The sequence below is a fragment of the Pseudomonas sp. Je.1.5.c genome, assembly GCF_051129895.1.
GTDB classification, from domain to species: domain Bacteria; phylum Pseudomonadota; class Gammaproteobacteria; order Pseudomonadales; family Pseudomonadaceae; genus Aquipseudomonas; species Aquipseudomonas urmiensis.
The window spans coordinates 218,150-244,580 of sequence record NZ_JBCPSP010000003.1 but is presented as its reverse complement, the minus strand read 5'-3'; the positions used below and the strand labels follow the sequence as shown (position 1 = coordinate 244,580).

The window sequence follows — 26,431 nt, the reverse complement described above, 5'->3', positions numbered from 1 at the left end:
CTAGTTGTGTTTTTGCCGGGGTATGCAACATCCGGAAGCAAATCCCCCCGTGGCGAACGGCCAGGCAAGCCTTACTCTGGGCGTTACCTTTCGCACCGTGGAGACTCGCGAATGAACACCCGGGGTTTGCTCGATCAACTGCTCAAGTCCGGCCAGGAACTGCTCGCCAAGCAAGCAGGCAAAGGCACCTCCAGCAAGCCAGGTTTGGGCGCTGGCGGCCTTGGCAGCCTGCTGTCCGGCGCTGGTGGGGGCGCGCTGGCGGGCAGCGCCATGGGCCTGCTGCTGGGCAACAAGAGCGCGCGCAAATACGGCGGCAAAGTCCTCACCTACGGTGGCCTGGCCGCGCTTGGCGTGTTGGCCTACAAGGCCTATGGCAACTGGCAGGCCAACCAGGCCGCCGGCCAACGTCACGAGCCACAAACGCTCGATCGGCTGCCGCCTGCCGAGGTCGAGCAACATAGCCAGGCGGTGCTGCGTGCACTGGTGGCAGCGGCCAAGTCCGACGGCCATATCGACGAGCGCGAGCGCGAGCTGATCGAGGGCGAATTCACCCGCCTCGATAACGATCGTGAGCTGCAACACTGGCTACATGCCGAGCTGAACAAACCGCTGGATCCGGCCGAAGTGGCGCGCGCTGCGCAAACCCCGGAAATGGCCGCCGAGATGTACTTGGCCAGCGTGATGATGGTCGACCAGGAAAACTTCATGGAGCGCGCCTACCTGGACGAACTGGCTCGTCAGCTGCGCCTGGATCCGGCTTTGCGCCAGGAACTGGAAAACCAGGTCAGGCTTGCTGCTGGTCAATAGTTAGGCATTTGGCCATCGGTGCGGGCACGCCAGCCCCAATCCTCTGCAATTGAGCTGCGAACGGCAAACCCGCCTGGGCTATACTTCGGCGATTTTTCCCCGCTCGCACTGAATTCTTGAGGGCTGAATGTGAAGAACTGGACCTTGCGCCAACGGATCCTGGCAAGTTTCGCCGTGATCATCGCCATTATGTTGCTGATGATCGTGGCCGCCTACTCACGCTTGGTGGCGATCTCGACCAGCGAAGAAGCGGTAGGGTCCGACAGCATTCCTGGGGTTTACTACAGCTCGATGATCCGCAGTGCCTGGGTCGACAGCTATGTCACCAGCCAGCAGTTGGTCGGCCTCTCCGATCACCGCGAAGTGACCTCGGCGGATCTGGAGCTGTTCAAGAGCTTCGATGATCGCCTCAAGCAACACATGGCCAGTTACCAGGCGACCATTCGCACAGATGATGACCAGGCCAGCTTCAATGAGTTCGTGCGCCTGGAGCAGGAGTACATCAAGTCCGTCGATCAGGTACTGGAAGCCTATCGGCAGAAAAACTACGTCGAAGCCGAACGCCTGATCGCTGAAGTCCTGACGCCAGCGTGGGTGGCCGGGCGCAAGCACCTCAACGGGGTGATCGAGCGCAATCGCGAGTCGGCCGACGCCGCCACCAACGAAATCGTCAGCGCCGTGGCCACCGCCAAGGGCAGCATGATCGTTTCGCTGGTGCTGGCAATCATTGCTGCCGGGATCTGCGGACTATTGCTGATGCGTGCCATTACGGCGCCCGTGCAGCGGATTGTCCACGCCCTCGACAAGCTGCGTTCAGGCGACCTGAGCATGCGCCTGAGCCTGGACCGCAAGGACGAGTTCGGCGCCATCGAGAGCGGCTTCAATGAAATGGCCGAGGCGCTGGCCAACCTAGTGTCCCAGGCCCAGCGTTCGTCGGTGCAGGTGACTACTTCGGTCACTGAAATCGCCGCCACCTCCAAGCAGCAGCAAGCTACCGCCACCGAGACCGCCGCTACCACGACCGAAATCGGCGCCACGTCCCGGGAAATCGCCGCGACCTCGCGTGATCTGGTACGCACCATGACCGAAGTCACCTCGGCCGCCGACCAGGCGTCGAGCCTGGCTGGCTCCGGCCAGCAAGGCCTGGCGCGGATGGAAGAAACCATGCACCAGGTGATGGGCGCTGCCGACCTGGTCAATGCAAAACTGGCGATCCTCAACGAGAAGGCCAGCAATATCAACCAGGTGGTGGTGACCATCGTCAAGGTCGCCGACCAGACCAACCTGCTGTCGCTCAATGCCGCCATCGAGGCGGAAAAGGCCGGTGAGTACGGCCGTGGTTTCGCCGTGGTCGCCACCGAAGTGCGCCGCCTGGCCGATCAAACCGCCGTAGCCACCTATGATATCGAGCAGATGGTGCGTGAGATCCAGTCATCGGTCTCGGCCGGGGTCATGGGCATGGATAAGTTCTCCGAAGAAGTACGCCGCGGCATGTTCGAGGTGCAGCAGGTCGGTGAGCAGCTCAGCCAGATCATTCACCAGGTGCAGGCCTTGGCGCCGCGGGTGCTGATGGTCAATGACGGCATGCAGGCCCAGGCGACGGGTGCCGAGCAGATCAACCAAGCCCTGGCCCAGCTCAGTGATGCCAGCACGCAGACCGTCGAGTCGTTGCGCCAGGCCAGCTTTGCCATCGATGAGTTGAGCCAGGTGGCCGCCGGGCTGCGTGGCGGTGTGTCGCGCTTCAAAGTCTGACGAGCATGAACGACTTGCACCCCCGCGAGGAACAGGCCGCCAGCGCCAAGGGCGCCCTGTACCTGTTGTTTCGCATACAGGACCAACGCTTTGCCCTCGATGTGCGCGAGGTGGTCGAAGTGCTGCCGCGTCGTGCGCTCAAGCCGATTGCCCAGGCGCCGGCCTGGGTCGCGGGCATCCTCACCCATAGAGGCGCGCTGATCCCGGTAATCGACCTCGCGGCCCTGAGCTTTGCCACGCCTGCGCCGCTGCGCACCAGCACGCGGCTGGTAGTGGTGCATTATCGGGCTGATGCTCGTCGCCCTGACCTGCACCTTGGCCTGATCCTGGAGCAGGCCACCGATACCTTGCGTTGTCAGCCCGACGAGTTCCGCCCCTATGGCCTGGACAACGCCGATGCGCCTTACCTGGGCCCGGTGCGCCAGGACGCCCAAGGCTTGTTACAGCGCATCCAGCTCGATGACCTGTTGTCCGATGACGTGCGTCGGCTGTTGTTTCCTGAGCAGCCAGGGCAGGTGCTGGCATGATCGAGCAGCGGTTTTTCCGGTTCTTGCAAGAGCGCATTGGCCTGGATGTCGAGTCGGTTGGCGCGCCGATGGTCGAGCGCGCCTTGCGCCAGCGCTGCGCGGCCTTGGCGGCAAACGGTCTGGACGATTACTGGGTCCGCTTGCAGCAGTCGGCAGAGGAGCAGCAAGCCCTGATCGAGGCGGTGATCGTTCCGGAAACCTGGTTCTTTCGCTATCCGGAGTCGTTCGCGGCTTTGGTCGGCCTGGCCCATAAGCGCCTGGCCGAACTGGCCGGAGCCAGGCCGCTGCGCATCCTCAGCCTGCCGTGTTCGACCGGTGAAGAGCCTTACTCGATTTCCATGGCGCTGCTCGACAGCGGCATGAGCCCGTCGGCGTTCGGCATTGACGGCCTCGATATCAGCCCCATCTCGGTGGCCAAGGCGCAGCAGGCTGTCTACGGACGAAACTCGTTCCGCGGCAGTGACCTGGCTTTTCGCCAACGGCACTTCACTGAGCGTGACGAGGGCCATCAGCTGGATGAGCGGGTATGTCAGCAGGTTCGCTTGCAGGTGGGCAATGTGCTCGATCCGCAGCTCAAGCGCCGCGAGGGGCAATACGATTTCGTGTTTTGCCGCAACTTGCTGATCTATTTCGATGTGCCGACCCAGCGTCGGGTGTTCGAGGTGCTCAAGCAATTGACTCATGCCCAGGGCGTCTTGTTTATCGGCCCCGCTGAGGGCAGTTTGCTGGCGCGGCTGGGCATGCGGCCCCTGGGCATCGCCCAGTCGTTCGCCTATGTTCGCCAGCAGGAAAGTGCAGCGCTGGCGGTGAGCAAACCGCTGCCGGTTACCCGCGCGCAGCCGGCGCCGTTAGCTGCCCCGCGAGCGCCTGCACCTGCGCCACGGCCGTTGCGTTCGGTAGCTGCGCCCAGCGCTGCGCAGCCTGCGCAAGACAAGGATGATTTACTGGCGGCCATCGCCCGTCAGGCCAACGCTGGCGACAGCGAGCAGGCCCGCGCCAACTGTGCGCGCTACTTGCAGCTATTTGCGCCGACCGCGCAGGTCTATTACTGGCTGGGTTTGCTCAGCGACACCGAGGGCAACAGCCAGGATGCGCTGATCCATTACCGCAAGGCCTTGTACCTTGAGCCGCAGCACCCTGAGGCGTTGATCCATCTGGCGGCCTTGCTGGCCTCGCAAGGGGATATTGCGGGCGCTCGCCGCCTGCAAGAGCGAGCCGCCCGGGTCGGACGGGAGTCTGAACGATGAGTTTTGCCAGCCATATGCCGCTGGTCCGACAGGACGACGAGCAGATCGACGATTGCTGGAACCGCATTGGCGTGCACGGCACCAAGCAATGCCCGTTGCTGGAGCGGCATATCCATTGCCGCAACTGCGAGGTCTACGCCTCGGCCGCCACCCGTCTGCTCGACCGCTATGCCTTGATGCAAGACGAGCAGGTTGATAGCGCCGCGCCAGTGGTGGAGAACCTCGGCCGCTCACTGCTGCTGTTCCGCCTGGGTGAAGAATGGCTGGCCCTGGCCACGGCGTGCCTGGCGGAAATCGCGCCACTGCAGCCGGTCCACTCCCTGCCGCACCAGCGCTCGCGTGTTTTGCAAGGCGTGGCCAACGTGCGCGGTGCGCTGGTGCCGTGTCTGTCGCTGGCCGATCTGCTGGGCATCGAAGTGCTGCCGGCCCAGGAGCGCAGTGGCCGAGTCATGCCTCGCATGCTGATCCTGGCTGCCGAAGGCGGTTCGGTGGTGGTGCCGGTGGACGAGATCGATGGCATCCATCGCCTGGATGTCGAGCACCTCAACGACGGCCAGGATGCCGCTCACTTCACCGCTGCGGTGCTGCAGTGGCGCGGGCGCAGTGTCAGGGTGCTGGATGCGCAACATCTACTGTCTGCCGTGAAGCGGAGCCTGTCATGACCCCAGAGCAAATGCGCGACGCTTCGCTGCTCGAACTGTTCGCCCTGGAGGCCGAGGCCCAGACTCAGGTGCTCAGTGCCGGGCTGATGGCGCTGGAGCGCAATCCAACCCAGGCCGATCAACTGGAAGCCTGCATGCGCGCTGCCCATTCGCTCAAGGGCGCTGCGCGGATCGTGGGGATCGATGCCGGAGTCAGCGTTGCCCACGTCATGGAAGATTGCCTGGTGGCCGCCCAGGAAGGCCGTCTGCGCCTGCGCCCGGAGCACATCGACGCGCTGCTCAAAGGCACCGACCTGCTGTTGCACATCGCCACGCCCGGCGATCCTGCCGGTGAGGCGGCGGTGCCGGGTTTCCTGGTGCAAATGGCGATGTTGCTCGATCCAAATGCGGCGCCTGCCCAACTCAGTGCAGCCGTTGCGCCTACGCCTGCCGAGCCGGTTGCTGCACCGCCGCCGCTCATCGAGCCAGTGCTCGCCGCTGAACCGCTAGGCGATGACGCAACGGCGCGTAGAACCGGCAAGCGCGCTAGCGAAGGCAGCGAGCGGGTACTGCGGGTCACCGCCGATCGATTGAACAGCTTGCTCGACCTGTCGAGCAAATCGCTGGTGGAAACCCAGCGTCTGAAACCTTATCTAGCCAGCCTGCAGCGCCTCAAGCGCATGCATGGCCAGGGTATGCGCGCCCTCGATGGCTTGAAGGCCGAGCTCGAAGGCAGTGGCCAGAGCCCGGAAGTGCTCGACGCCTTGGCACAAACCCAGCGCCTGCTGGGCGAGACCCAGCAGATCTTGCAGCAGCAGGCCGCCGAGCTGGATGAGTTCGGCTGGCAGGCCAGCCAGCGTGCGCAGAACCTGTACGACACGGCGCTGGCGTGCCGCATGCGCCCCTTCGCCGATGTGCTGGCCGGACAGAGCCGCATGGTTCGTGACCTTGGCCGTTCGCTGGGCAAGCAGGTGCAGTTGCAGATCGAAGGCGAAAAGACCCAGGTCGACCGCGACGTGCTGGAAAAGCTCGAAGCGCCGCTGACCCACCTGCTGCGTAACGCCGTCGACCACGGTATCGAGTTGCCAGAACGGCGCCTGCTGGCCGGCAAGCCGGGCGACGGGGTGATTCGCTTGCGCGCCTCGCACCAGGCCGGGTTGTTGATTGTTGAACTCAGCGATGACGGCGCAGGCATCGATCTGGAGCGCTTGCGCCAGAGTATCGTCGAGCGCGCCCTGTCGCCGGCCGAAACGGTGGCGCAGATGAGCGAGGCCGAACTGCTGACCTTCCTGTTCCTGCCCGGCTTCAGCCTGCGCGACAAGGTCACCGAAGTCTCCGGGCGCGGGGTCGGCCTGGACGCTGTGCAGCACATGGTTCGCGAGCTGCGTGGCTCGATCGAATTGACCCAGGTCGCTGGGCAAGGTTGCTGTTTCCACCTCGAAGTGCCGCTGACCCTGTCGGTTGTGCGCAGCCTGGTGGTCGAGGTCGGCGGCGAGGCCTATGCGTTCCCGCTGGCGCATATCGAACGTACCCTGGATGTGCCCAGCGAAGCCATTGTGCAGATCGAAGGCCGACAGCACTTCTGGCACGAGCAGCGCCATATTGGCCTGGTTGCGGCTAGTCAATTGCTCAACCGCCCGGCAGGGCAGGGTGAGCAGGGCAGCATCCGCGTGGTGGTGATCCGCGAGCGTGACCAGCTGTATGGCGTGGCAGTGGAGCGGCTGATCGGTGAACGGGTGCTGGTAGTGATGCCGCTCGACCCGCGCCTGGGCAAGATCCAGGACATTTCCGCTGGCGCCTTGCTCGACGACGGCTCGGTGGTGCTGATCGTCGATGTCGAAGATCTGCTGCGCTCGGTGGAAAAGCTGCTCACCACGGGCCGTCTGGAACGTATCGAGCGTGGCGGCCAGCCGCTCAAAGGGGCGGCACGCAAGCGCGTGCTGGTGGTCGACGACTCGCTGACCGTGCGTGAGCTGCAACGCAAGCTGCTGGGTAATCGCGGTTATGACGTGGCCGTTGCTGTCGATGGCATGGACGGCTGGAACGCGCTGCGCGGGGAGGACTTCGACCTGTTGATCACCGACATCGACATGCCGCGCATGGATGGCATCGAGCTGGTGACCCTGGTACGCCGCGACCAGCGCCTGCAATCGCTGCCGGTCATGGTGGTGTCCTACAAGGACCGAGAAGAAGATCGCCGGCGTGGACTGGATGCCGGGGCCGACTACTATTTGGCAAAGGCCAGTTTCCATGACGATGCTCTGCTGGACGCAGTGGTCGAGTTGATCGGAGGTGCACAGGGATGAAGATCGCCATCGTCAACGACATGCCCATGGCCGTAGAGGCCTTGCGCCGGGCATTGGCCTTTGAGCCTGCGCATCAGGTGATCTGGGTCGCGGCCAATGGCGCCGAAGCCGTGCAGCGCTGCGCCGAGCAGACCCCAGACCTGATTCTGATGGACCTGATCATGCCGGTGATGGACGGGGTCGAGGCGACTCGACGGATCATGGCCGAAACGCCATGCGCCATTGTCATCGTCACGGTCGATCGCAAGCAGAACGTGCACCGGGTGTTCGAAGCCATGGGCCACGGCGCCCTGGATGTGGTCGACACCCCGGCCTTGGGCGCAGGCGATGCCCGCGAGGCGGCCGCGCCGCTATTACGCAAGATTCTCAATATTGGCTGGCTGATCGGCCAACAACGGGCCAGCACGCCACGGCCGGTCGCCGCGCCGCTGCGCGAGGCGTCCCAACGGCTGGGGCTGGTTGCGATCGGCTCGTCGGCGGGTGGCCCGGCTGCCCTGGAGATATTGCTCAAGGGCCTGCCGAAGAACTTCCCCGCGGCGATCGTGCTGGTCCAGCATGTCGATCAGGTGTTCGCCGCAGGCATGGCCGAATGGCTCAGCAGCGCCTGCGGGCTGGTGGTGCGCCTGGCTCGCGAAGGCGAGCCGCCACAGCCTGGGCAGGTACTGTTGGCCGGCACCAATCACCATATCCGCCTGATGAAGGGCGGCCAGTTGGCCTACACTGCCGATCCAGTGGATGAAATCTACCGGCCTTCGATCGATGTATTCTTTGAAAGCGTGGCTCGCTACTGGAGTGGCGATGCCGTCGGCGTGCTGCTCACCGGCATGGGCCGCGACGGTGCCCAAGGCCTAAAAATGATGCGCCAGCAAGGTTTTCTCACCATCGCCCAGGACCAGCAGAGCAGCGCGGTGTACGGCATGCCCAAGGCGGCTGCGGCGATCGACGCTGCGGTGGAGATCCGTCCTCTGGAGCGGATTGCCGGGCGACTGATGGAAATTTTTTCGAAATGACGATATGTATTGAACCACGCCGCCTGGCCGGCAGTGACCTGGTGAATAGGCATGAATGATCTACCGATCGAAGGTTTCACGACCAGCAACGAGAATTCGGCGATGGTCCTGCTGGTCGACGATCAGGCCATGATCGGTGAAGCGGTACGCCGTGGCCTGGCCCATGAAGAGAACATCGACTTTCACTTCTGCGCCGACCCGCACCAGGCCGTGGCCCAAGCGATGCGCATCAAGCCGACGGTGATTCTCCAGGACCTGATCATGCCGGGCCTGGATGGCCTGACCCTGGTGCGCGAGTACCGTAATAACCCGGCCACCCAGGACATTCCAATCATCGTCCTGTCGACCAAGGAAGATCCACTGGTCAAGAGCGCGGCGTTCGCCGCCGGCGCTAACGATTACCTGGTCAAGCTGCCCGATACCATCGAGTTGGTGGCGCGGATTCGCTATCACTCGCGCTCGTACCTGACCCTGTTGCAGCGCGACGAGGCCTATCGGGCCTTGCGCGTCAGCCAGCAACAACTGCTCGACACCAATTTGATGCTGCAGCGGCTGATGAACTCCGATGGCCTGACCGGGCTGTCCAATCGCCGCCATTTCGACGAATACCTGGAGCTTGAGTGGCGCCGGGCGATGCGCGAGCAGCAGCAGATATCCCTGCTGATGATCGACGTCGACTACTTCAAGCTCTACAACGACAGTTTCGGCCATTTGGCCGGAGACGAAGCCTTGCGCCAGGTGGCCGAGGCTATTCGTGGCTCGTGCTCGCGACCGACCGATCTGCCGGCGCGCTATGGCGGCGAGGAGTTCGCCCTGGTGCTACCCAATACTTCCCCAGGCGGCGCGCGGCTGATCGCCGAGAAGCTGCGTCAGACCGTGCATGGCCTGAATATTCCCCATTGCGCCCCTGAAACTGACGCGCGCCTGACTGTCAGCATCGGCCTGGCGACCCTGACCCCGAGCATTGGCAGTCATTGCCGGCAGTTGATCTCGGCGGCGGACAAGGGCTTGTATCTGGCCAAGAACAGTGGGCGCAATCAGGTCGGCATCGCCTGATTGCCCCACGATTGGGCCAGCACGTGCAACCTGGGCTGGAAAAAACCGGCACGCAAGCCAAACCCACCGCCCGGCGGGTCTGCCGCCATGGGACAGACTCGTTTATACTCACCGGCTTTTCACCGAATTCGCGCGAGTAGCCTGCCCATGGAAATCCAACCGATCCTGAACACCATCAAGGACCTCACCGAGCGTTCCCAGTCTATTCGGGGGTATCTTTGACTACGATCACAAAGCTGATCGCCTGATCGAAGTCAACCGCGAGCTGGAAGACCCGGCCGTTTGGAACAAGCCCGAGTACGCCCAGGCCCTGGGCCGCGAGCGTGCCATGCTGGCGCAGGTGGTCGAGACCCTGGACAAGATGTCCAACGGCCTGGCCGACTGCCAGGACCTGCTCGACATGGCCGTCGAGGAAAATGACGAAGGCGCCGTGAGTGACGTCGTGACCGAGCTGGAAGGCCTGGAAGAAAGCCTGGCCCAGCTTGAGTTCCGTCGCATGTTCAGCGGTGAGATGGACATGAACAACGCCTACCTGGATATCCAGGCTGGCTCCGGCGGTACCGAAGCGCAGGACTGGGCCAACATCCTCCTGCGCATGTACCTGCGCTGGGCCGACAAGCGCGGTTTCGACGCCACCATCATCGAGCTTTCCGAGGGTGAAGTCGCCGGCATCAAAGGTGCCACCGTGCATATCAAGGGCGAGTACGCCTTCGGCTGGCTGCGCACCGAAATCGGCGTGCACCGTCTGGTGCGCAAGAGCCCGTTCGACTCCGGCGCCCGTCGGCACACCTCTTTCTCGGCGGTGTTCGTCTCGCCTGAGATCGACGACAAGGTCGAGATCGAGATCAACCCGTCCGACCTGCGTATCGACACCTACCGCTCCTCCGGTGCCGGCGGTCAGCACGTGAACACCACCGACTCGGCGGTGCGTATCACCCACGTGCCGACCAACACCGTGGTGGCCTGTCAGAACGAACGTTCCCAGCACGCCAACAAGGACACCGCCATGAAAATGCTGCGGGCCAAGTTGTACGAACTGGAGATGCAAAAGCGCAATGCCGCCTCGCAGGCGCTGGAAGACAGCAAGTCGGACATCGGCTGGGGCCACCAGATCCGCTCCTATGTACTCGATGACTCGCGTATCAAGGACCTGCGTACCGGCGTCGAGCGCAGCGACTGCAACAAGGTCCTCGACGGCGACATCGACCAGTACCTGGAAGCGAGCCTGAAGCAGGGGCTGTAAGCCACACCACCGCCGCGATGCCCGGCCGCCTGCCGGCATCGCGCGCCCTGCCCGAAAAGGGCAATGAATACCTGATGGAAAGAATGACGACATGAGCGATCTGAAGACCGAAGCGCAAGACCTGCAACAGGAAGAAAACACCCTGATCGCCCTGCGCAAGGAAAAACTTGCCGCAGAACGTGCGAAGGGTCAGGCCTTCCCCAACGACTTCCGCCGCGACAGCTACTGCAATGACCTGCAGAAGCAATACGTCGACAAGACCAAGGAAGAGCTGGAAGCTGCAGCGATCCCGGTCAAGGTCGCCGGTCGCATCATGCTCAACCGTGGCTCGTTCATGGTTATCCAGGACATGACCGGTCGCATCCAGGTCTACGTCAACCGCAAGACCCTGCCTGAAGAAACCCTGGCTGCCGTGAAAACCTGGGACCTGGGCGACATCATCGCCGCCGAAGGTACCCTGGCCCGTTCCGGCAAGGGCGACCTGTACGTCGAAATGACCAACGTGCGCCTGCTGACCAAGTCGCTGCGCCCGCTGCCGGACAAGCACCACGGCCTGACCGACACCGAGCAGCGCTATCGCCAGCGCTACGTCGACCTGATGGTCAACGAAGAAACCCGCCACACCTTCCGTGTGCGTTCGCAGGTGATCTCGCACATCCGTAAGTTCCTCATCGAGCGCGACTTCCTCGAAGTCGAAACGCCGATGCTGCAGACTATCCCTGGTGGTGCCGCGGCCAAGCCGTTCGAGACCCATCACAACGCGCTGGACATGGCCATGTTCCTGCGCATCGCGCCTGAGCTGTACCTCAAGCGCCTGGTGGTCGGTGGCTTCGAGAAGGTCTTCGAGATCAACCGCAACTTCCGTAACGAAGGCGTTTCGACCCGGCACAACCCCGAGTTCACCATGCTCGAGTTCTACCAGGCCTACGCCGACTACAACGACAACATGGACCTCACCGAAGAGCTGTTCCGCGAGCTGGCGCAGCTGGTGCTGGGGACCACCGACGTGCCGTACGGCGACAAGGTGTTCCACTTCGGCGAGCCGTTCGTGCGCCTGTCGGTGTTCGACTCGATCCTCAAGTACAACCCAGAGCTCACCGCCGCCGACCTCCAGGACGTCGACAAGGCCCGCGCCATCGCCAAGAAAGCCGGCGCGAAGGTGCTTGGCCACGAAGGCCTGGGCAAGCTGCAGGTGATGATTTTCGAAGAGCTGGTCGAGCACAAGCTGGAGCAGCCGCACTTCATCACTGAATACCCGTTCGAGGTCTCGCCGCTGGCCCGTCGCAACGACGAAAACCCAGCCGTGACCGACCGCTTCGAGCTATTCATCGGTGGCCGCGAGATCGCCAATGCCTACTCCGAGCTCAACGATGCCGAAGACCAGGCCGAGCGCTTCCTGGCCCAGGTGGCCGAGAAGGACGCGGGTGACGACGAAGCCATGCACTACGACGCCGACTTCGTGCGTGCGCTGGAGTACGGCATGCCGCCGACCGCGGGTGAAGGTATCGGCATCGACCGTTTGGTGATGCTGCTGACCAACTCACCGTCGATTCGCGATGTGATCCTGTTCCCGCACATGCGTCCGCAGGCCTGAGTGATCTGAACGAGCCGCCTTATTAGGCGGCTTTTTCTTGCCTTGAGTCTTAGCGTGCCGGTGCCGTCTCTATCGCGGGGCAAGCCCGCTCCCACGTAGTTCGCTGCTGATGTTGATTACGTGGGAGCGGGCTTGCCCCGCGATAGAGACGGCACAGACAACATTCAACTTTAAGAGGTACCCACTGTGACACCAGCAAACGCCCAACAAGGCGCGGCCGGCGTGGCCAGCGCTGTCGCCGAGAGCGTGCAGTACCAAGGGCGCAAGACCAGCCGCCAGGGCAGCGAGCAGCGCCGCCAGTTGATTCTCGACGCGGCCATGCGCATCGTCGTGCGCGATGGCGTGCGCGGCGTGCGTCACCGCGCGGTGGCAGCCGAGGCTGGGGTGCCGCTGTCGGCCACTACCTATTACTTCAAGGACATCGAAGACCTGCTCACCGACACCTTCGCCCAGTACGTCGAGCGCAGCGCCGCCTACATGGCCAAGCTCTGGTCCAACACCGAAGTGGTGTTGCGCCAGCTGCTGGCGCAGGGTGATGGCAGCGCGCAATCACGCGCGCGGCTGGTCGACGAAGTGGCGCGCATGACCGCCGACTACGTCAGCCGCCAATTGCATAACCGGCGTGACTTCCTCATGGCCGAGCAGGCTTTTCGCCAAGAGGCGCTGTTGTGCCCGCGTTTGGCTGACTTGGTCCGCGCTCATGAGCAGATTCTTCTGCATGGCGCGCGGCAGATGCTCCAGGTGGTCGGCTCGCGTCAGCCGGAACAGGACGCCCAGATGTTGACGGCGATTATCGAGCAGATGGAATATCAGGGCCTGCTCATGGATGCGAATGCGCAAGCCGATGGGCAGATGCTCGCTATCCTTACCCGGTACTTGCACCTGGTGCTGGCCTCGGCCTAGGTAGCGACCGACTTTTCAAGGAGAACCTGATGAAAGCCTGGCGTGTGGTGTTGTTGACGTTGTCATTCCTGCTGCTGGGCGGTTGTCTGGTGACCTTCGGTGATCCACTCCCCGCTAATCAGGCGGCGCCCAAGGCCCTGCTGGGCAATTGGAGCAGCAAAGATGCCTGGGGACAGCCGCTGAAGCTGGCGATCAGTCGCGCCGGGGGCAACACCTACAAGGCGGTGGCGCGCGCACAAGGCAAGCCGGCTGAGGAGTACGCCTTCACCGTTGCCCGCCACGGCAACCGCTGGTATCTCTCAGCCGGTGTTCCCAAGCGGCTGGGGGGCAATTTCCTGATTGGCGGTTTCGAGGTCAGCCAGGACGGCAAGGACCTGGTGATCTACAACCTCGATGTCGATCAGGTACAGCAGGCTGTACAGAAAAAGGAACTGACCGGGCGTAGTACCGAAGTGCCGGAAGACAATGGCCCCGGCGTGCTGATCGACAGCCCGACCGAGCGCGTCCTGGCCTACCTGGACGATCCGGCCAACTCCGATCTGTTCGTCGAAGTGGCGCGCTTCCAGCGCGCTGGCAAGTAATAGCCGATACAAGGAATTCGGTGTGGACGAGTACCAGCAGACTATCCGTGCGTTGTCCGACCGTATTGTCGCCGCGCAAACCCCAATTCGCGTGCTCGATGCCGTGAAGTGGGATGACAGCATCCGCCAGGGCTTTCTCAAGACCAAGGGCAAGGAGCCACCGGCGGTGGACCGAGCCTATTACCAGTCGCGGCCGCTGTCGTTCGATTCTGCTGCACTGAAAGCAGAGTTCCAGAACATCGAACGGGATATCACCCGTCAGCTCGGCCAGTTCAACCCGGTCGGGCAGATCATGCGGCGCATGTGCAAGGAGTATCGCATGGTCGTGCGCATGCTCGAAGCGCGCGGCACCGAAGACTTCGGCTTGATCTCCCAGGAGCTGTATGGCGCCGCTTCCGATGCCTTCCATGCCGGCGACCCGACCCTGGCTGACCTGGGCCTGATGCTCTCGGACTACCTGAACAACATCGATGGCCGGGGCGATCTGAAAGACGAGCCGAAGAACCTGACTGCCAAGGAGGCGGTGGATATTCTCCAGCGCCGCCTGAACAAGGTCTTCGGTGAGGCCGAAAGCACCATTCGTGTGTTCGAGTCCGACGGCATCGTCGCTGACGCTGCGGCCGGCGCCGACTACATCAAGGTGCGCGCCGATGCCATGTTCAACAGCCGCGACGTGCGCGCACTGGAGGTCCACGAGGGGCTGGTGCACGTCGGCACCACGCTCAATGGCTTGAACCAGCCAATCTGCACCTTCCTGGCCAAGGGTCCGCCCTCGTCGACGGTGACCCAGGAAGGCCTGGCGATCCTCATGGAGGTGATTGCCTTTGCCTCCTATCCCAGCCGCCTGCGCAAGTTGACCAACCGCACCCGCGCCATCCATATGGTCGAGGAGGGCGCAGACTTCATGCAGGTCTATGAGTTCTTCCGCGGCCAGGGCTTCGAGATCGGCCAGAGCTACAGCAATGCCAGCCGGGTATTTCGCGGCTCGGTGCCAAATGGCCTGCCATTCACCAAGGACTTGTCCTACCTCAAGGGTTTCATCATGGTTTACAACTACATTCAGTTGGCCGTGAAGAAGGGCAAGCTCGAGCAGATTCCGTTGCTGTTCTGCGGCAAGACCACCTTGGAAGACATGCGCACCCTGCGCCAACTGGTCGAGGAAGGCCTGGTCGAGCCGCCCAAGTACCTGCCTGAGCAGTTCCGCGACCTCAACGCGCTGTCGGCCTGGATGTGCTTCTCCAACTTCCTCAACCACCTGAGCCTGGATCGCATTGAAGCCGACTACGCGAACATTCTCTGAGGCCAGGCGCGGCCTGCTCCTTGGCTGGTTGCTGTTGGCCCTGAGCGGTTGCAGCAGCCTGCTGTTCTATCCAGAGCCCGGCCAGCCGTTCACCCCGGAGCGGGCCAAGTTGGCCTATCGCGACGTGACCCTGACCACCGCCGATGGCGTGCGCCTGCATGGCTGGTGGTTGCCGGCCAAGGCGGGGGTCGAGGTCAAGGGAACGGTATTGCACCTGCACGGCAATGGCGGCAACCTGCCCGGGCATTTAGGTGGCAGCTACTGGCTGCCGGAGCAGGGTTATCAGGTGCTGATGATCGATTACCGCGGCTATGGACTGTCCCAGGGCACGCCGAGCCTGCCCGAGGTCTACCAGGACATCGCGGCGGCCATGGCCTGGTTGGAGCAGGCCCCTGAGGTGCGCGGCAAGCCGCTGGTGCTGCTGGGCCAGAGCCTGGGCGGCGCCATGGCCATTCATTACCTGGCGGCGCATCCCGAGCAGCAACAGCGCTTCAGTGCCCTGGTGTTCGATGGAGTGCCGGCCAGTTACCGCGCGGTCGGCCGCTTCGCCCTGAGCACCTCGTGGCTGACCTGGCCGTTACAGGTGCCGCTGTCCTGGCTGGTGCCGGACGGTGACAGTGCGATTCGCTCCATCGAGCACGTGCAGAGCCCGCCGAAACTGTTCTTCCACAGCATCGATGACAACCTGGTGCCGATGGACAACGGCATCCGCCTGTATCAGCACGCTCCACCACCGCGGGTGCTGCAACTGACCCGAGGCGGCCATGTGCAGACCTTCGCCGACCCGACCTGGCGCCAGGTAATGCTGCGCTTCATGGACGACCCCAGCCATTTCAACGGCCTGCGCCGCTTGGCCGAAGTGCCCAACTACCCTGACGAGAAGAACCAGCAATGAGTGAAGAACGCAACGCCATCCCGCTGATCTTGACCGGTGTCGGCAGCATCATCGTGACGGTTGGGGCTCTGTGGTATTACGGCTACCTGCATTTCGCCAAGCCTGAGGATGCCCTGCTGTTGCAGGACTACACCATGCTCAAGACCGTGCCCGGCGAGGATTACAAGGTGTCGTTGGACGCAGCGCCGCAGGTGGCGCAATGCGTGGATGGTGTACTGGTGTTGTTCGATACCCAGCAAAAAGGCCTGACTGGCGTGCTGGTGGACAACCGCAAGCGCGCGGTGCGCTGCATGGGCGAAGAGACGCCGCAGCAGGTTCAGTGATTGGTGAGTTGCTTGGGCATGTCCAAGTGGATGCCTCGACTCTCAGCGCTCACCCCAAAAAGCGACATCAAAGCTTAAAGCTATCCAGTGAAGATTTTGGGGCCGCTTTGCAGCGCTTCGCGGGCAAGCCCGCTCCCACAGGGATAGCGCCGCTCTAACGGTCGGCGCCGTCCCTGTAGGAGCGGGCTTGCCCGCGAAGGGCTGCAAAGCGGCCCCAAAACATCAGTGAACAGCTTTACGCCGTGGTTTTCGTTCGTGCACCAAGCGTTACTGCGCTTGGCTCACGGTACGCGGTGCCACTGGCTGGTTGTCGTTGGAGATGGTCACCTCCACCCGACGGTTCTGGGCGCGGCCTGAGTTGCTGGAGTTCTCCGCTACCGGGTACTCCTTGCCATACCCCTGGGCAACGATGCGCGCTGGGTCGACGCCAGCACGTACCAGGGCCATGCGTACGGCTGCGGCGCGGCGCTCAGAGAGGGTCTGGTTGTAGTTGGCCGAACCGACGCTGTCGGTGTAGCCCTCGACGATCACCTTGCGCTCAGGATTCTCCTGAAGGAACTGGGCCAGCTTGGTCACGTTGGGCAGGGCGCTGCTCTTGAGCTCGGCTTTGTTGAAGTCGAACAGCACGTCGCCGAAGGTCACCAGGGTGCCGCGGTCGGTCTGCTTGGCGTTGAGGCTGTCCTGCAGCTTTTTGATCTGTGCATCGCGGGCATCCAGGCGAGCCTGGGCGCGCTGGGCAGAGGCGTTTTTCAGCTCGCCTTCGGCGGCACGCAGGGCAATCGTCTGCTTGGCCACTTCAACCCGTTGGTTGGTCAGGTAGGCCAGTTGGTCGACCTTCTTGTCGTTCTCGCGGTCCATGTAGGCTTTGTCGGCTTTGTTCAGCCAGTCCTGGGCGTCCTTGGTTTCCAGGGCGGCCAGTTTGCTCGACTGCGGGTCGCTTTGCAGCGCCGAGAAGTTGGTGCGGGCCGATTCCAGGTTGGCGTTCGGATCATGCGAGCAGGCGGCAAGGCCAACGCTCAGGGCCAGCAGGGCGGGGATCATGACGTAGTTGCGCATAATGTTCATCCTTTGATCAGTTACGAAGGCTCAAGGAACGCTGGGCAGGCTCATTCGGCGCTGCGCAGACCTTCCTCACGCAAGTCCTGGACGCCTTGGCGGGAGTCCTGCACGGCCTTCTGGGCCTTGGCCGCTTGCGCCTTGCGCTCGGCGACACGCGCGTCCCACTCGGCCTGTTCGGCGAGCAGCTTGGCTTCGTCGTACTTCTTGTCGTGCATGGCGATTTCGGCTTGCTTGAACTTGTCCTGCGCCGCCTTCATTTCCACGGCTGCGAACTCGGTGCCACCGGCACTGACAGCGGAGTTCACCGCCGATTGAGTCACGGCATATTGCTCACTTGGCGGCTTGCCCGCGCAACCGGCCAGTACCAGGCTGCTGCCCAGGGCCAGCGCGGCCAGCTTGAGCCCGCGCAAGTGAGTGGATGAGGTTGGCGAAGTGCGGGTCTTCATGTTGGTCAGCTCCATTGGATCACTCCTGATAACAATGTCCGTAGCAGTCCATCGCCTATTCCCTGACAGTGCGCGCATTTCAGCTGAACTGTGCACAGCCAACTGTGTGCAGGGTTTTAGCGTGATGGCTATTTGGTCGGACCGGAGCGTTTTTCCATTAGTTCAGAAAAAAATACCTAGGCTTGGCAAGTATTTTTCTGACTGATCAGTCAGTGTGGTGGGCGGGGGTGTTGGTCGCGAATGGCGGGCAAGCTTGCGCCCGCACGGCAGCGCACAGCCGTGTGGTGCGCAAGCAAAGCGTCAGTTGCCGGGCTCTTCAGCGGTGTTGCTCAGCTCATGCAAGTGGCGCCGTGACAGGGCCAGGAAGCGCGGGGTCGGGCCGATGTCTTCGTACAGCGGATCGCCCTCTTCATCGGTGGCAATCACCTGCCGGCCCTGGACATAGGGGAAGCTGGCCTCCAGCTCTTCAAGGGCGCAGGCGACCAGTTCGCCGAGCAGTTCTTCGGCGGTGCGTTTGGGGTACATGTCGATCAGCGCGGCCAGTCGTGCTTCGGACTCAAGGTCCAGATGCAACACATGGCTGGTAGGGCTCAAGCTGCCGGCGGCGTTCTGTTCCCAGTGCTGGGCGAGTTCGCGGATTTTCATGGTGACCTCGTGTGGACGTCGTTTCCAGGGCCGCTGCGGCTCATCGCCGGCGAGCCAACTCCTACAAGGTCTGCGCTGTTTGTGTAGGAGCTGGCTTGCCGGCGATGGGCTGCGCAGCAGCCCCCTACGATGGTGAAGCCTCAAAAGGGGCAGTTAGTGGACTGCCCTGCATTCACTTTAGTTGCTAACCCCGCCGCAGGCTTGCCTTGAGCGGGTCGCTATGGGCACTCTTGGCTACGTGCAGTTTCCTTAGCGGAGCGCGGAGCAACCGCGCCACAGAGAGGGCCTGATGACCGATATCGATGTTCGCTTGCGTGAAGATGTCCATCTGTTGGGGGAGTTGCTCGGCGAAACCATTCGCCAGCAGCACGGCGATGCGTTTGTGCAGAAGATCGAGGACATTCGCCACAGCGCCAAGGCTGATCGGCGTGGCGGCGCCGAGCAGCTGAGCTCGACCCTGAATGATTTGGCCGACGAAGAGCTGCTGCCGGTGGCGCGCGCCTTCAACCAGTTCCTCAACCTGGCCAACATCGCTGAGCAGTATCAGCTGATTCACCGCCGCGAAGCCGGCCAGCCAGAGCCTTTCGAGGCGCGGGTACTGCCCGAGTTGCTGGCGCGCCTCAAGCAAGCGGGACACAGCCATGACGCCCTGGCCCGCCAGCTGGCCAAGCTGGACATCCAGTTGGTGCTCACCGCTCATCCCACCGAAGTTGCCCGGCGGACCCTGATCCAGAAATACGATGCCATCGCCGCTCAGTTGGCTGCGCAAGATCACCGCGACTTGACCCCTGCCGAGCGCCAGCAGATTCGCGAGCGCCTGCGCCGGTTGATCGCCGAAGCCTGGCACACCGAAGAGATCCGCCGCACTCGACCCACCCCAGTGGACGAGGCCAAGTGGGGTTTTGCGGTGATCGAGCACTCGCTGTGGCAGGCGATCCCCAGCCACTTGCGCAAGGTCGACAAGGCGCTGTTCGAGGCCACCGGCCTGCGCCTGCCGCTGGAGGCGGCGCCGATTCGTTTTGCCTCGTGGATGGGCGGCGATCGCGACGGCAACCCCAATGTCACCGCCAGCGTGACCCGCGAAGTGTTGTTGCTGGCGCGCTGGATGGCCGCCGATTTGTTCCTGCGCGATATCGATTACCTGGCCGCAGAGTTGTCGATGCAGCAAGCCAGCGACCCTCTGCGCGAGCGGGTCGGTGACAGCGCCGAGCCCTATCGCAGCCTGCTCAAGCAACTGCGAGATCGCCTGCGTGCAACGCGCGCCTGGGCGCATGCATCACTGACCAGCAGCCAGCCGGCCAGTGCCGAGGTGCTGGTCGATACACGTGAGCTGATCGAGCCACTGCAGCTGTGCTACCACTCGCTGCATGAGTGCGGCATGGGCGTGATCGCCGATGGCCCGCTGCTTGACTGCCTGCGTCGGGCAGTGACGTTTGGCCTGTTCCTGGTGCGCCTGGATGTGCGCCAGGATGCTGCCCGTCATCGTGATGCCCTGTCGGAAATCACCGACTACCTAGGTCTTGGCCGCTACGCCGACTGGAACGAAGAGCAGCGTATCGAGTTTCTCCAGGCCGAGCTGAACAACCGTCGGCCGTTGTTGCCTGCTCACTTCAAGCCCCAGGCAGACACTGCCGAGGTGCTCAACACCTGCCGGGAAATCGCCGCGGCGCCTGCCGCCTCACTCGGCTCTTACGTCATCTCCATGGCGGGCGCGGCGTCGGATGTACTGGCGGTGCAGTTGCTGCTCAAAGAAGCCGGCCTGACCCGGCCGATGCGCGTGGTACCGCTGTTCGAGACCCTGGCCGACCTCGATAACGCGGGGCCGGTGATGCAGCGCCTGCTCGGTTTGCCGGGTTACCGCGCCGGTCTGCGTGGGCCCCAGGAGGTGATGATCGGTTACTCCGATTCGGCCAAGGACGCTGGCACCACGGCGGCGGCCTGGGCCCAGTACCGCGCTCAGGAGAACCTGGTGCGCATCTGTCGCGAGCATCAGGTCGAGCTGCTGTTGTTCCATGGCCGCGGTGGCACCGTTGGCCGTGGCGGCGGCCCGGCGCACGCGGCCATCTTGTCGCAACCCCCGGGCTCGGTGGCGGGTCGTTTCCGTACGACCGAACAGGGCGAGATGATTCGCTTCAAGTTCGGCCTGCCGGGCATCGCCGAACAAAACCTCAACCTTTATCTAGCGGCCGTGCTCGAAGCGACCCTGTTACCGCCGCCGCCGCCGGAACCTGCCTGGCGCGAGGTGATGGACCAGCTTGCCGCTGATGGGGTCAAGGCCTACCGCGAGGTGGTGCGGGAGAACCCCGACTTCGTCGAGTACTTCCGCCAGTCGACCCCTGAACAGGAGCTGGGCCGCCTGCCATTGGGCAGTCGCCCGGCCAAACGCCGCGCGGGTGGCATTGAAAGCCTGCGGGCCATTCCGTGGATCTTCGGCTGGACGCAAACCCGGCTGATGCTGCCAGCCTGGCTAGGCTGGGAAACCGCGCTGAGCAATGCCTTGGCCCGTGGCCAGGGCGAACTGTTGGCGCAGATGCGTGAGCAGTGGCCGTTCTTCCGCACCCGGATCGACATGCTGGAAATGGTCCTGGCCAAGGCTGATGCACAAATCGCCGAGGCCTACGACCAACGTCTAGTGCAACCCGACTTGCTCCCGTTGGGTGCGCAGCTGCGCGACCTATTGTCGCAGTCATGCCAGGCGGTGCTGAGTCTGACCGGGCAGCCGGTGCTACTGGCGCACAGCCCTGAGACGCTGGAATTCATCAGCCTGCGCAACACCTACCTGGACCCGCTGCATCGGCTCCAGGCCGAGCTGCTGGCGCGCTCGCGCAGCCGCCAAGCCGCTCTGGACAGCCCGTTAGAGCAGGCCTTGCTGGTCACTGTGGCGGGCATTGCCGCCGGCCTGCGCAACACCGGTTAAGCGGCGCCTGGCCAGCCGCGGGTCTGGCCCAGTGCCGGGTCAGGCCTGGGGCGAGGAGGGAGGTTGCGCTGGGCGCAACCCCTGCGGCGGCAGGTCGCAAGTGGCGCTTTGCTGCAACTTTGGGACGCTTGTCTGGTCGCCGGGTGCTGTGTATCTTGAGCAGCCTTTTGACCGATTTTCTGGTCGATACCCGATTTTCCGGAATTGGCCCTGACGCCGAATCCATTGATTTGCATAAAAAAATATGAGGAGCACAAGATGCGCGTAATTCTGCTGGGAGCTCCCGGGGCCGGTAAAGGTACTCAGGCAAAGTTCATCACCGAGAAGTTCGGCATTCCACAGATTTCCACCGGTGACATGCTGCGTGCTGCCGTCAAGGCCGGCACCCCACTGGGTCTGGAACTGAAAAAAGTCATGGACGCCGGTCAGTTGGTCTCCGACGACCTGATCATCAGTCTGGTCAAGGAGCGTATCGCCCAGCCTGATTGCGCCAAGGGCTGCCTGTTCGACGGCTTCCCACGGACCATCCCTCAGGCTGAAGCCATGGTTGCCGCCGGTGTCGATATCGACGCTGTGGTCGAGATTGCCGTGGACGACGAAGAAATCGTTGGCCGTATGGCCGGTCGCCGCGTGCACCTGGCCTCGGGCCGCACCTACCACATTCAGTACAACCCGCCGAAAGTGGAAGGCAAGGACGATGTCACTGGCGAAGAGCTGATCCAGCGTGATGACGACAAGGAAGAAACCGTGCGCCATCGCCTGTCGGTCTACCACAGCCAGACCAAGCCGCTGGTGGACTTCTACCAGAAGCTCTCGGCCGCCAACGCTGGCAAGCCGAAGTACAGCCACATCGAAGGTGTCGGCTCGGTTGAGGCGATCACCGCCAAGGTCCTGGCGGCCTTGAGCTGATCCACGCCTATGCATGACAGCGGCCCGCTTGCGGGCCGTTGTCGTTTATACTGGCGCTCTTTTCTCTTTGCCCCTGGAAACCCGTTCGATGACCACCCTGCTGGCCCTGGATACCGCCACCGAAGCCTGTTCCGTTGCGCTGCTGCATGACGGCAAGGTGACCAGCCACCATGAGGTGATCCCCCGCCAACACGCGCAGAAGCTGTTGCCGATGATCAAGCAGATCCTGGCGGAATCTGGCGTAGCGCTGAGCGATCTGGATGCCATCGCCTTTGGTCGTGGCCCAGGTGCGTTCACCGGGGTGCGCATCGCCATTGGTGTGGTGCAGGGCCTGGCCTTCGCCTTGGAGCGCCCGGTGTTGCCGGTATCGAACCTGGCCGCCTTGGCGCAACGGGCCTTGCGCGAGCGTGGCACGCAGCACGTTGCGGCGGCCATCGATGCGCGGATGGATGAGGTCTACTGGGGCTGCTACCAGGCCAACGAAGGTGAGATGCGCCTGCTCGGTCGCGAAGCCGTCTTGCCGCCAGAGCGTGTGGCCTTGCCAGAGGCAGGCGGTGATTGGTTCGGTGCGGGGACTGGCTGGGGTTACGCGCCGCGCCTGGCTGCGCAGGTGAGCGACAGTGATGCCAGCCTGCTGCCCACCGCCTTGGATATCCTCAGCTTGGCCGGATACGCTTGGGCGCGCGGTGAGGCAATTGCCGCCGACCAGGCTCAGCCAGTCTATCTGCGCGATAACGTGGCCACGCCCAAGGCGCCTCGTTAACCGCAGTTCGTCGGCTATTTACATTCGCGCTAAACCTTTCGTGGGAACTGTGGTCCAGTTATCACAATGGCATTAGCGATGGATCTCTGATGCTGCTAAATTGCCATCATTGATCCTGAGTGTTCATTCCATGCGTATCGACGGCTTCTCTTCCCAGTCCTACCCGATCAAGCGCGCACCGCGCAAGGCGCAGGTGCGTGATGAGTCTGTCGAAGATGCCGAGCTGATCGAGGACAGCGAAGTCCCGCAGGAGGCCAGGACCCGCCGTGGTGGCGCGGGGCTGCCGGCCCGTCAGCAGGATCTGATCTTCCCGCGCGCGCGCGATCGACGCACCGCGACCGCTCTGGCCAGCTACCTGGCCACTGCCGGCTTCACCGATTGGGATATGGAAGTGCTGGGGCTGGATCTGTACATTTGATGGATGAATCCATCGCCTCTGCCTTACTTTCTCGGTTGTCCGTCCTGGAGCGAAAACGCCTGGCGCGATTACCTGTATCCCGCTGACGCCCGCGCCACTGAATTTCTATGCCTGTATAGCCAGGTATTCAACGCGGTCGAAGGCAATACCACCTTTTATGCCCGTCCCGCGCCTTCCACGGTAGAGCGCTGGGCTCAGGTCATGCCTGCGCACTTTCGCTTTACCGCCAAATTTCCGCGGGATGTCAGCCATGCCGGTGACCTGCGTGAGCAGCTGCAATCGGCGCTCGACTTCACTCGCCTGCTAGCACCTCTTGGTCCACGGGTTTCGCCCTATTGGCTGCAACTGCCAGCGGTGTTCGGCCCTGCTCGCCTGGCTGAGCTTGCGCACTTTCTTGACCACATTGGCGTACCGGTGGCGGTCGAGGTGCGTAATCCGCGGTTCTTTGCCCGTGGCGATGAGGAGCGGGCGCTGAACCGCCTGCTGCATGGGCGTGGGGTGGAGCGCATCTGCCTGGATCCGCGGGCCCTGTTCAGCTGTACCTCGCGCGAGCCGGCAGTGCTGCATGCCCAGTCGAAGAAACCCAACGTGCCAGCGCGGCCTGCGGCCTTCAGTCAGCACCCACAGGTGCGGTTCATTGGCCATCCGCAGCTTGAGGCGAACGAGCACTTCCTCACGCCGTGGGTGGGCAAGGTCGCTGAGTGGATCGAACAGGGGCGTAGCCCGTACATTTTCCTGCATACCTCGGATAACCGCCTGGCAGCGGCCTTGGCCCAGCGTTTTCATCAACGGCTGAGCGAGCGCTTGCCGGGGCTTGCGCCTTTAGCTGAATTGCCACGTGCCCCTGAGGTCGAACAACTAGGGTTACTCTGACCACTTCTCAACCTGCCGGAGCTGTAACCATGGATGTGCAAACCCTGCGAGCGGAGGCCTTCAAGGCGCTGCATGAGCGTGATGGCGCCTTTGTCATTGCCAACCCCTGGGATGCTGGCTCCGCCCGGCTGCTGGCCAGCCTGGGCTTCGAGGCGCTGGCCACGACCAGTGCGGGGTTGGCCTTCAGCCTGGGGCGGCCGGATGCCGAGGCTGAGCTGAGCCTGGACGAAACCCTGGCCAATGCCCGCTCGATTGTCGATGCCACACCATTGCCGGTGGCTGCGGATTTGGAAAATGGTTTCGGCGACCTGCCGGAAGATTGCGCCCAGACCATTCTGCGCGCCGCTGAAGCGGGCTTGGTCGGCGGTTCGATCGAGGACGCCAGCGGTCGCCGCGAAGCGCCCATTTATGACCTCGGCCTGGCCGTGGAGCGCGTGCGCGCAGCGGTACAGGCGGCGCGTAGCCTGCCATTTGCGTTCACCCTGTGTGCCCGCGCCGAGAACCTGCTGCATGGGCGCATGGACCTGGATGACACCATCCTGCGCCTGCAGGCGTATGCCGAAGCCGGCGCTGATGTGCTGTATGCCCCAGGGCTGCGCAGTGTCGATGAGGTGCGTGCGGTGGTCCAGGCGCTGGCTCCGAAACCTGTGAATGTATTGATGGGTTTGGCGGGTGTGCCGCTGAGCGTCAACCAACTGCAAGACTTGGGGGTGCGACGTATCAGCGTCGGCTCATCGCTGGCCCGGGCGGCACTCGGCGCGTTGCAGCGGGCGGCGCTGGAGATTCGCGATCAGGGCACCTTCAGCTACGCCGAGCAGGCGCTGCCGTTCGCCCAGCTCAACGATCTGTTCCGACGCTGAGCCCTGATGCGCTGGCTTGGCTGGCTGCTGTTGGTGCTGCTGCTCGCAGCGGGCCAGGCCTGGTACCTGGGCTGGCGTCCACCCGCGCAATGGAATCCGTGGGCGGCGCTGGATGTGCGCCAGCCGCCGAACCTGCTCACGCCTTATAAACTGTCGCGTCTGCGCACAGACCCCGCCTTATGCCAGCAGGCGCTGCAAACCTCGGTCTTGCGCTACCGAGCCCAGGCCGACAGCGCAGCGACGGCGCAATGTCCGCTGCAGAACGTGTGGCGGGTGGAGGCCGGTCAGGCGCGCTTGAGCAGTAGTTTTCTCGCCACCTGCCCGCTGGCGGTGGCCTATGCCCTGTTCGAGGCGCATGGCTTGCAACCGGCAGCGCAGCGGGTGTTTGGCCAGCCGGTGGTGCAGGTTGAGCACCTTGGCAGCTTCGCCTGTCGCAACGTCTACAACCGCAAGCAAGGTCGGCTGAGCCAGCATGCCACGGCCAATGCCTTGGATATCAGCGCCTTTCGGCTCAAGGATGGCCAGCGCATCGTGTTGGCGCAGCACTGGCAGGGTGGGGGGCAGAAGGCGGAGTTTCTCAGGCAGGTGCGGCAAGCGGCCTGCGAGAGTTTCAGTACGGTATTAGGGCCTGACTACAACGCGGCGCACCACAACCACTTTCATCTCGACATGGGGCTCTGGCAGATCTGCCGCTGAGCTCAAGCGTGGACGCGCACGTTGTTCAGCACGACAGGGCGTGCCCAGTGAATGTCGAACTCCAGCTCATTCTGCTGCTGGGCCAGGGTCGGCTCATCGAACGGTTCTGGCGCCGGGTCCAGCAGGTCCATTTCAAATTCGGCGATCGGCAGGTGCAGCGGGCGCGGCGAAGGCGCAGCGCCAGGTTCAGCTTGCGCATGGCCCTGGCTCATGACCACCGGACGCAGCCAGCTGTTGCTCAGATCGAGATCGCGTTGTTGCTCGATCAACTCGGCGGCGCTGAACGGTTCCGGGGCAGGCTCGAGCAGGTTGGCTTCAAGTTCGGCCTTGGGCAGGAACAGCGGCTCGGGAGGCTTGACCTCGGTGTCTTGCACGCTGCAAGCACGTTGGGCATCGATCAACGCCAGGGCACGGGCGCCCCCGATCGGTTCTCCGCTTTCGTTGTCGTACTGCACCAGCGCTTGACTGACGGCGTCGGCCTCTTGCCCTTGCTGGTCGGCCAACGCCTGGGCGAAGAAATCCTGCCACAGGTGGCTGACGCCGCCGAGGGCCTGGGTATTCTGTCGACCGTAGTTGCCGACAGGCGACAGGTAGGTCAAGCCGATGGGAAGGGTATCTGACATGGCAGTCGCGCGTGTTGTGCTCTGGCAGAATAGCGGA

Annotated in this window: 26 protein-coding genes; 22 read left to right on the top strand and 4 right to left on the bottom strand. The window is 63.3% G+C overall.

Annotated elements, in window-relative coordinates; genetic code table 11:
• Positions 1-111: 111 nt before the first annotated feature.
• The 15 genes from AAZU54_RS04695 (at position 112) to AAZU54_RS04625 (ending at position 16,185) form a co-directional block, all read left to right on the top strand.
• Positions 112-807, top strand: a complete 696-nt coding sequence (locus tag AAZU54_RS04695) for a tellurite resistance TerB family protein (protein ID WP_186555472.1) — start codon at positions 112-114, stop codon at positions 805-807.
• A 129-nt stretch (positions 808-936) separates the two neighbouring features.
• Positions 937-2,559 carry a methyl-accepting chemotaxis protein gene (locus AAZU54_RS04690; protein ID WP_434726659.1) on the top strand — a complete coding sequence of 541 codons (1,623 nt, stop codon included), beginning with the start codon at positions 937-939 and terminating at the stop codon, positions 2,557-2,559.
• Positions 2,560-2,564: 5 nt separating this feature from the next.
• Positions 2,565-3,086: a chemotaxis protein CheW gene (locus AAZU54_RS04685; RefSeq protein WP_186555470.1), complete on the top strand. Its 522-nt coding sequence runs from the start codon at positions 2,565-2,567 to the stop codon at positions 3,084-3,086.
• Positions 3,083-4,333 carry a CheR family methyltransferase gene (locus tag AAZU54_RS04680; protein WP_405130211.1) on the top strand — a complete coding sequence of 417 codons (1,251 nt, stop codon included), beginning with the start codon at positions 3,083-3,085 and terminating at the stop codon, positions 4,331-4,333. The genes AAZU54_RS04685 and AAZU54_RS04680 overlap by 4 nt, the downstream gene beginning before the upstream one ends.
• Positions 4,330-4,995 carry a chemotaxis protein CheW gene (locus AAZU54_RS04675; protein WP_186555468.1) on the top strand — a complete coding sequence of 222 codons (666 nt, stop codon included), beginning with the start codon at positions 4,330-4,332 and terminating at the stop codon, positions 4,993-4,995. Before AAZU54_RS04680 ends, AAZU54_RS04675 begins: the two co-directional genes overlap by 4 nt.
• On the top strand, positions 4,992-7,280 hold the full coding sequence (locus AAZU54_RS04670) for a hybrid sensor histidine kinase/response regulator (RefSeq protein WP_186555467.1): 2,289 nt from the start codon (positions 4,992-4,994) through the stop codon (positions 7,278-7,280). Before AAZU54_RS04675 ends, AAZU54_RS04670 begins: the two co-directional genes overlap by 4 nt.
• The gene (locus AAZU54_RS04665; protein ID WP_186555466.1) at positions 7,277-8,290 is read left to right on the top strand and encodes a chemotaxis response regulator protein-glutamate methylesterase; all 1,014 of its coding nucleotides are present in this window, start codon (positions 7,277-7,279) and stop codon (positions 8,288-8,290) included. The genes AAZU54_RS04670 and AAZU54_RS04665 overlap by 4 nt, the downstream gene beginning before the upstream one ends.
• Before the next feature lie 51 nt (positions 8,291-8,341).
• A complete protein-coding gene (gene wspR, locus AAZU54_RS04660) occupies positions 8,342-9,346 on the top strand; it encodes a Wsp signal transduction system regulator diguanylate cyclase WspR (protein ID WP_186555465.1) in 1,005 nt (334 codons plus the stop codon).
• A gap of 147 nt (positions 9,347-9,493) precedes the next feature.
• A protein-coding gene (gene prfB / locus AAZU54_RS04655; RefSeq protein WP_186555464.1) for a peptide chain release factor 2 occupies positions 9,494-10,589 on the top strand; the annotation gives its coding sequence in 2 pieces (ribosomal slippage) (positions 9,494-9,565 and positions 9,567-10,589; 1,095 coding nt in all).
• 91 nt (positions 10,590-10,680) lie between these two features.
• A complete protein-coding gene (lysS, locus tag AAZU54_RS04650) occupies positions 10,681-12,183 on the top strand; it encodes a lysine--tRNA ligase (protein ID WP_186555463.1) in 1,503 nt (500 codons plus the stop codon).
• Between the two features lie 186 nt (positions 12,184-12,369).
• A complete protein-coding gene (locus tag AAZU54_RS04645; protein ID WP_186555462.1) occupies positions 12,370-13,086 on the top strand; it encodes a TetR/AcrR family transcriptional regulator in 717 nt (238 codons plus the stop codon).
• A 29-nt stretch (positions 13,087-13,115) separates the two neighbouring features.
• Complete coding sequence (locus AAZU54_RS04640; protein WP_186555461.1) at positions 13,116-13,667, top strand: hypothetical protein; 552 nt, start codon at positions 13,116-13,118, stop codon at positions 13,665-13,667.
• 22 nt (positions 13,668-13,689) lie between these two features.
• On the top strand, positions 13,690-14,967 hold the full coding sequence (locus AAZU54_RS04635) for a flavohemoglobin expression-modulating QEGLA motif protein (RefSeq protein WP_186555460.1): 1,278 nt from the start codon (positions 13,690-13,692) through the stop codon (positions 14,965-14,967).
• Positions 14,939-15,862, top strand: coding sequence for an alpha/beta hydrolase (locus tag AAZU54_RS04630; RefSeq protein WP_405130212.1), 924 nt, complete (start codon positions 14,939-14,941; stop codon positions 15,860-15,862). Before AAZU54_RS04635 ends, AAZU54_RS04630 begins: the two co-directional genes overlap by 29 nt.
• Entirely contained in the window at positions 15,859-16,185 is a 327-nt protein-coding gene (locus AAZU54_RS04625) for a hypothetical protein (protein WP_186555458.1), read from the top strand. Before AAZU54_RS04630 ends, AAZU54_RS04625 begins: the two co-directional genes overlap by 4 nt.
• A gap of 267 nt (positions 16,186-16,452) precedes the next feature.
• Here the strand turns inward: AAZU54_RS04625 and AAZU54_RS04620 are convergent, their stop codons facing one another.
• The 3 genes from AAZU54_RS04620 to AAZU54_RS04610 all read right to left on the bottom strand — a co-directional run bounded on the left by AAZU54_RS04620 (position 16,453) and on the right by AAZU54_RS04610 (position 18,335).
• Entirely contained in the window at positions 16,453-17,241 is a 789-nt protein-coding gene (locus AAZU54_RS04620; RefSeq protein ID WP_186555457.1) for an OmpA family protein, read from the bottom strand.
• A 50-nt stretch (positions 17,242-17,291) separates the two neighbouring features.
• Positions 17,292-17,705, bottom strand: a complete 414-nt coding sequence (locus AAZU54_RS04615; RefSeq protein ID WP_186555456.1) for a DUF4398 domain-containing protein — start codon at positions 17,703-17,705, stop codon at positions 17,292-17,294.
• A 285-nt stretch (positions 17,706-17,990) separates the two neighbouring features.
• Positions 17,991-18,335 carry a pilin assembly protein gene (locus AAZU54_RS04610; protein WP_264236082.1) on the bottom strand — a complete coding sequence of 115 codons (345 nt, stop codon included), beginning with the start codon at positions 18,333-18,335 and terminating at the stop codon, positions 17,991-17,993.
• Between the two features lie 289 nt (positions 18,336-18,624).
• Between AAZU54_RS04610 and ppc the strand changes: the two genes are divergently transcribed.
• From ppc to AAZU54_RS04575, 7 genes are all read left to right on the top strand, one after another.
• Positions 18,625-21,252 (top strand): phosphoenolpyruvate carboxylase, encoded by a 2,628-nt coding sequence (ppc, locus tag AAZU54_RS04605; protein WP_434726658.1) that lies wholly within the window; start codon positions 18,625-18,627, stop codon positions 21,250-21,252.
• Between the two features lie 258 nt (positions 21,253-21,510).
• Complete coding sequence (adk, locus tag AAZU54_RS04600; protein ID WP_186555453.1) at positions 21,511-22,161, top strand: adenylate kinase; 651 nt, start codon at positions 21,511-21,513, stop codon at positions 22,159-22,161.
• A gap of 88 nt (positions 22,162-22,249) precedes the next feature.
• Positions 22,250-22,924, top strand: coding sequence for a tRNA (adenosine(37)-N6)-threonylcarbamoyltransferase complex dimerization subunit type 1 TsaB (gene tsaB / locus AAZU54_RS04595; RefSeq protein ID WP_312152885.1), 675 nt, complete (start codon positions 22,250-22,252; stop codon positions 22,922-22,924).
• Between the two features lie 130 nt (positions 22,925-23,054).
• The gene (locus AAZU54_RS04590; protein WP_186555451.1) at positions 23,055-23,342 is read left to right on the top strand and encodes a hypothetical protein; all 288 of its coding nucleotides are present in this window, start codon (positions 23,055-23,057) and stop codon (positions 23,340-23,342) included.
• A gap of 3 nt (positions 23,343-23,345) precedes the next feature.
• Positions 23,346-24,215: a DUF72 domain-containing protein gene (locus AAZU54_RS04585; protein WP_434726657.1), complete on the top strand. Its 870-nt coding sequence runs from the start codon at positions 23,346-23,348 to the stop codon at positions 24,213-24,215.
• Positions 24,216-24,244: 29 nt separating this feature from the next.
• Complete coding sequence (locus tag AAZU54_RS04580) at positions 24,245-25,075, top strand: isocitrate lyase/PEP mutase family protein (RefSeq protein ID WP_434726656.1); 831 nt, start codon at positions 24,245-24,247, stop codon at positions 25,073-25,075.
• 6 nt (positions 25,076-25,081) lie between these two features.
• Positions 25,082-25,771, top strand: a complete 690-nt coding sequence (locus AAZU54_RS04575; protein ID WP_434726655.1) for an extensin-like domain-containing protein — start codon at positions 25,082-25,084, stop codon at positions 25,769-25,771.
• Between the two features lie 2 nt (positions 25,772-25,773).
• Here AAZU54_RS04575 and AAZU54_RS04570 read toward each other — a convergent pair whose 3' ends face one another.
• Positions 25,774-26,394: an energy transducer TonB gene (locus tag AAZU54_RS04570; RefSeq protein ID WP_405130216.1), complete on the bottom strand. Its 621-nt coding sequence runs from the start codon at positions 26,392-26,394 to the stop codon at positions 25,774-25,776.
• Between the last annotated feature and the right edge of the window lie 37 nt (positions 26,395-26,431).

Coding starts and splice junctions, on each gene's coding strand:
- AAZU54_RS04575 (WP_434726655.1), top strand. CDS start 25,082: ATGCGCTGGCTTGGCTGGCTGCTGTTGGTGCTGCTGCTCGCAGCGGGC.
- AAZU54_RS04685 (WP_186555470.1), top strand. CDS start 2,565: ATGAACGACTTGCACCCCCGCGAGGAACAGGCCGCCAGCGCCAAGGGC.
- AAZU54_RS04670 (WP_186555467.1), top strand. CDS start 4,992: ATGACCCCAGAGCAAATGCGCGACGCTTCGCTGCTCGAACTGTTCGCC.
- AAZU54_RS04590 (WP_186555451.1), top strand. CDS start 23,055: ATGCGTATCGACGGCTTCTCTTCCCAGTCCTACCCGATCAAGCGCGCA.
- AAZU54_RS04585 (WP_434726657.1), top strand. CDS start 23,346: ATGAATCCATCGCCTCTGCCTTACTTTCTCGGTTGTCCGTCCTGGAGC.
- lysS (WP_186555463.1), top strand. CDS start 10,681: ATGAGCGATCTGAAGACCGAAGCGCAAGACCTGCAACAGGAAGAAAAC.
- AAZU54_RS04610 (WP_264236082.1), bottom strand. CDS start 18,335: ATGAAAATCCGCGAACTCGCCCAGCACTGGGAACAGAACGCCGCCGGC.
- AAZU54_RS04675 (WP_186555468.1), top strand. CDS start 4,330: ATGAGTTTTGCCAGCCATATGCCGCTGGTCCGACAGGACGACGAGCAG.
- tsaB (WP_312152885.1), top strand. CDS start 22,250: ATGACCACCCTGCTGGCCCTGGATACCGCCACCGAAGCCTGTTCCGTT.
- adk (WP_186555453.1), top strand. CDS start 21,511: ATGCGCGTAATTCTGCTGGGAGCTCCCGGGGCCGGTAAAGGTACTCAG.
- AAZU54_RS04680 (WP_405130211.1), top strand. CDS start 3,083: ATGATCGAGCAGCGGTTTTTCCGGTTCTTGCAAGAGCGCATTGGCCTG.
- AAZU54_RS04615 (WP_186555456.1), bottom strand. CDS start 17,705: ATGGAGCTGACCAACATGAAGACCCGCACTTCGCCAACCTCATCCACT.
- AAZU54_RS04620 (WP_186555457.1), bottom strand. CDS start 17,241: ATGCGCAACTACGTCATGATCCCCGCCCTGCTGGCCCTGAGCGTTGGC.
- AAZU54_RS04570 (WP_405130216.1), bottom strand. CDS start 26,394: ATGTCAGATACCCTTCCCATCGGCTTGACCTACCTGTCGCCTGTCGGC.
- ppc (WP_434726658.1), top strand. CDS start 18,625: ATGACCGATATCGATGTTCGCTTGCGTGAAGATGTCCATCTGTTGGGG.
- AAZU54_RS04695 (WP_186555472.1), top strand. CDS start 112: ATGAACACCCGGGGTTTGCTCGATCAACTGCTCAAGTCCGGCCAGGAA.
- AAZU54_RS04625 (WP_186555458.1), top strand. CDS start 15,859: ATGAGTGAAGAACGCAACGCCATCCCGCTGATCTTGACCGGTGTCGGC.
- AAZU54_RS04640 (WP_186555461.1), top strand. CDS start 13,116: ATGAAAGCCTGGCGTGTGGTGTTGTTGACGTTGTCATTCCTGCTGCTG.
- wspR (WP_186555465.1), top strand. CDS start 8,342: ATGAATGATCTACCGATCGAAGGTTTCACGACCAGCAACGAGAATTCG.
- AAZU54_RS04665 (WP_186555466.1), top strand. CDS start 7,277: ATGAAGATCGCCATCGTCAACGACATGCCCATGGCCGTAGAGGCCTTG.
- AAZU54_RS04580 (WP_434726656.1), top strand. CDS start 24,245: ATGGATGTGCAAACCCTGCGAGCGGAGGCCTTCAAGGCGCTGCATGAG.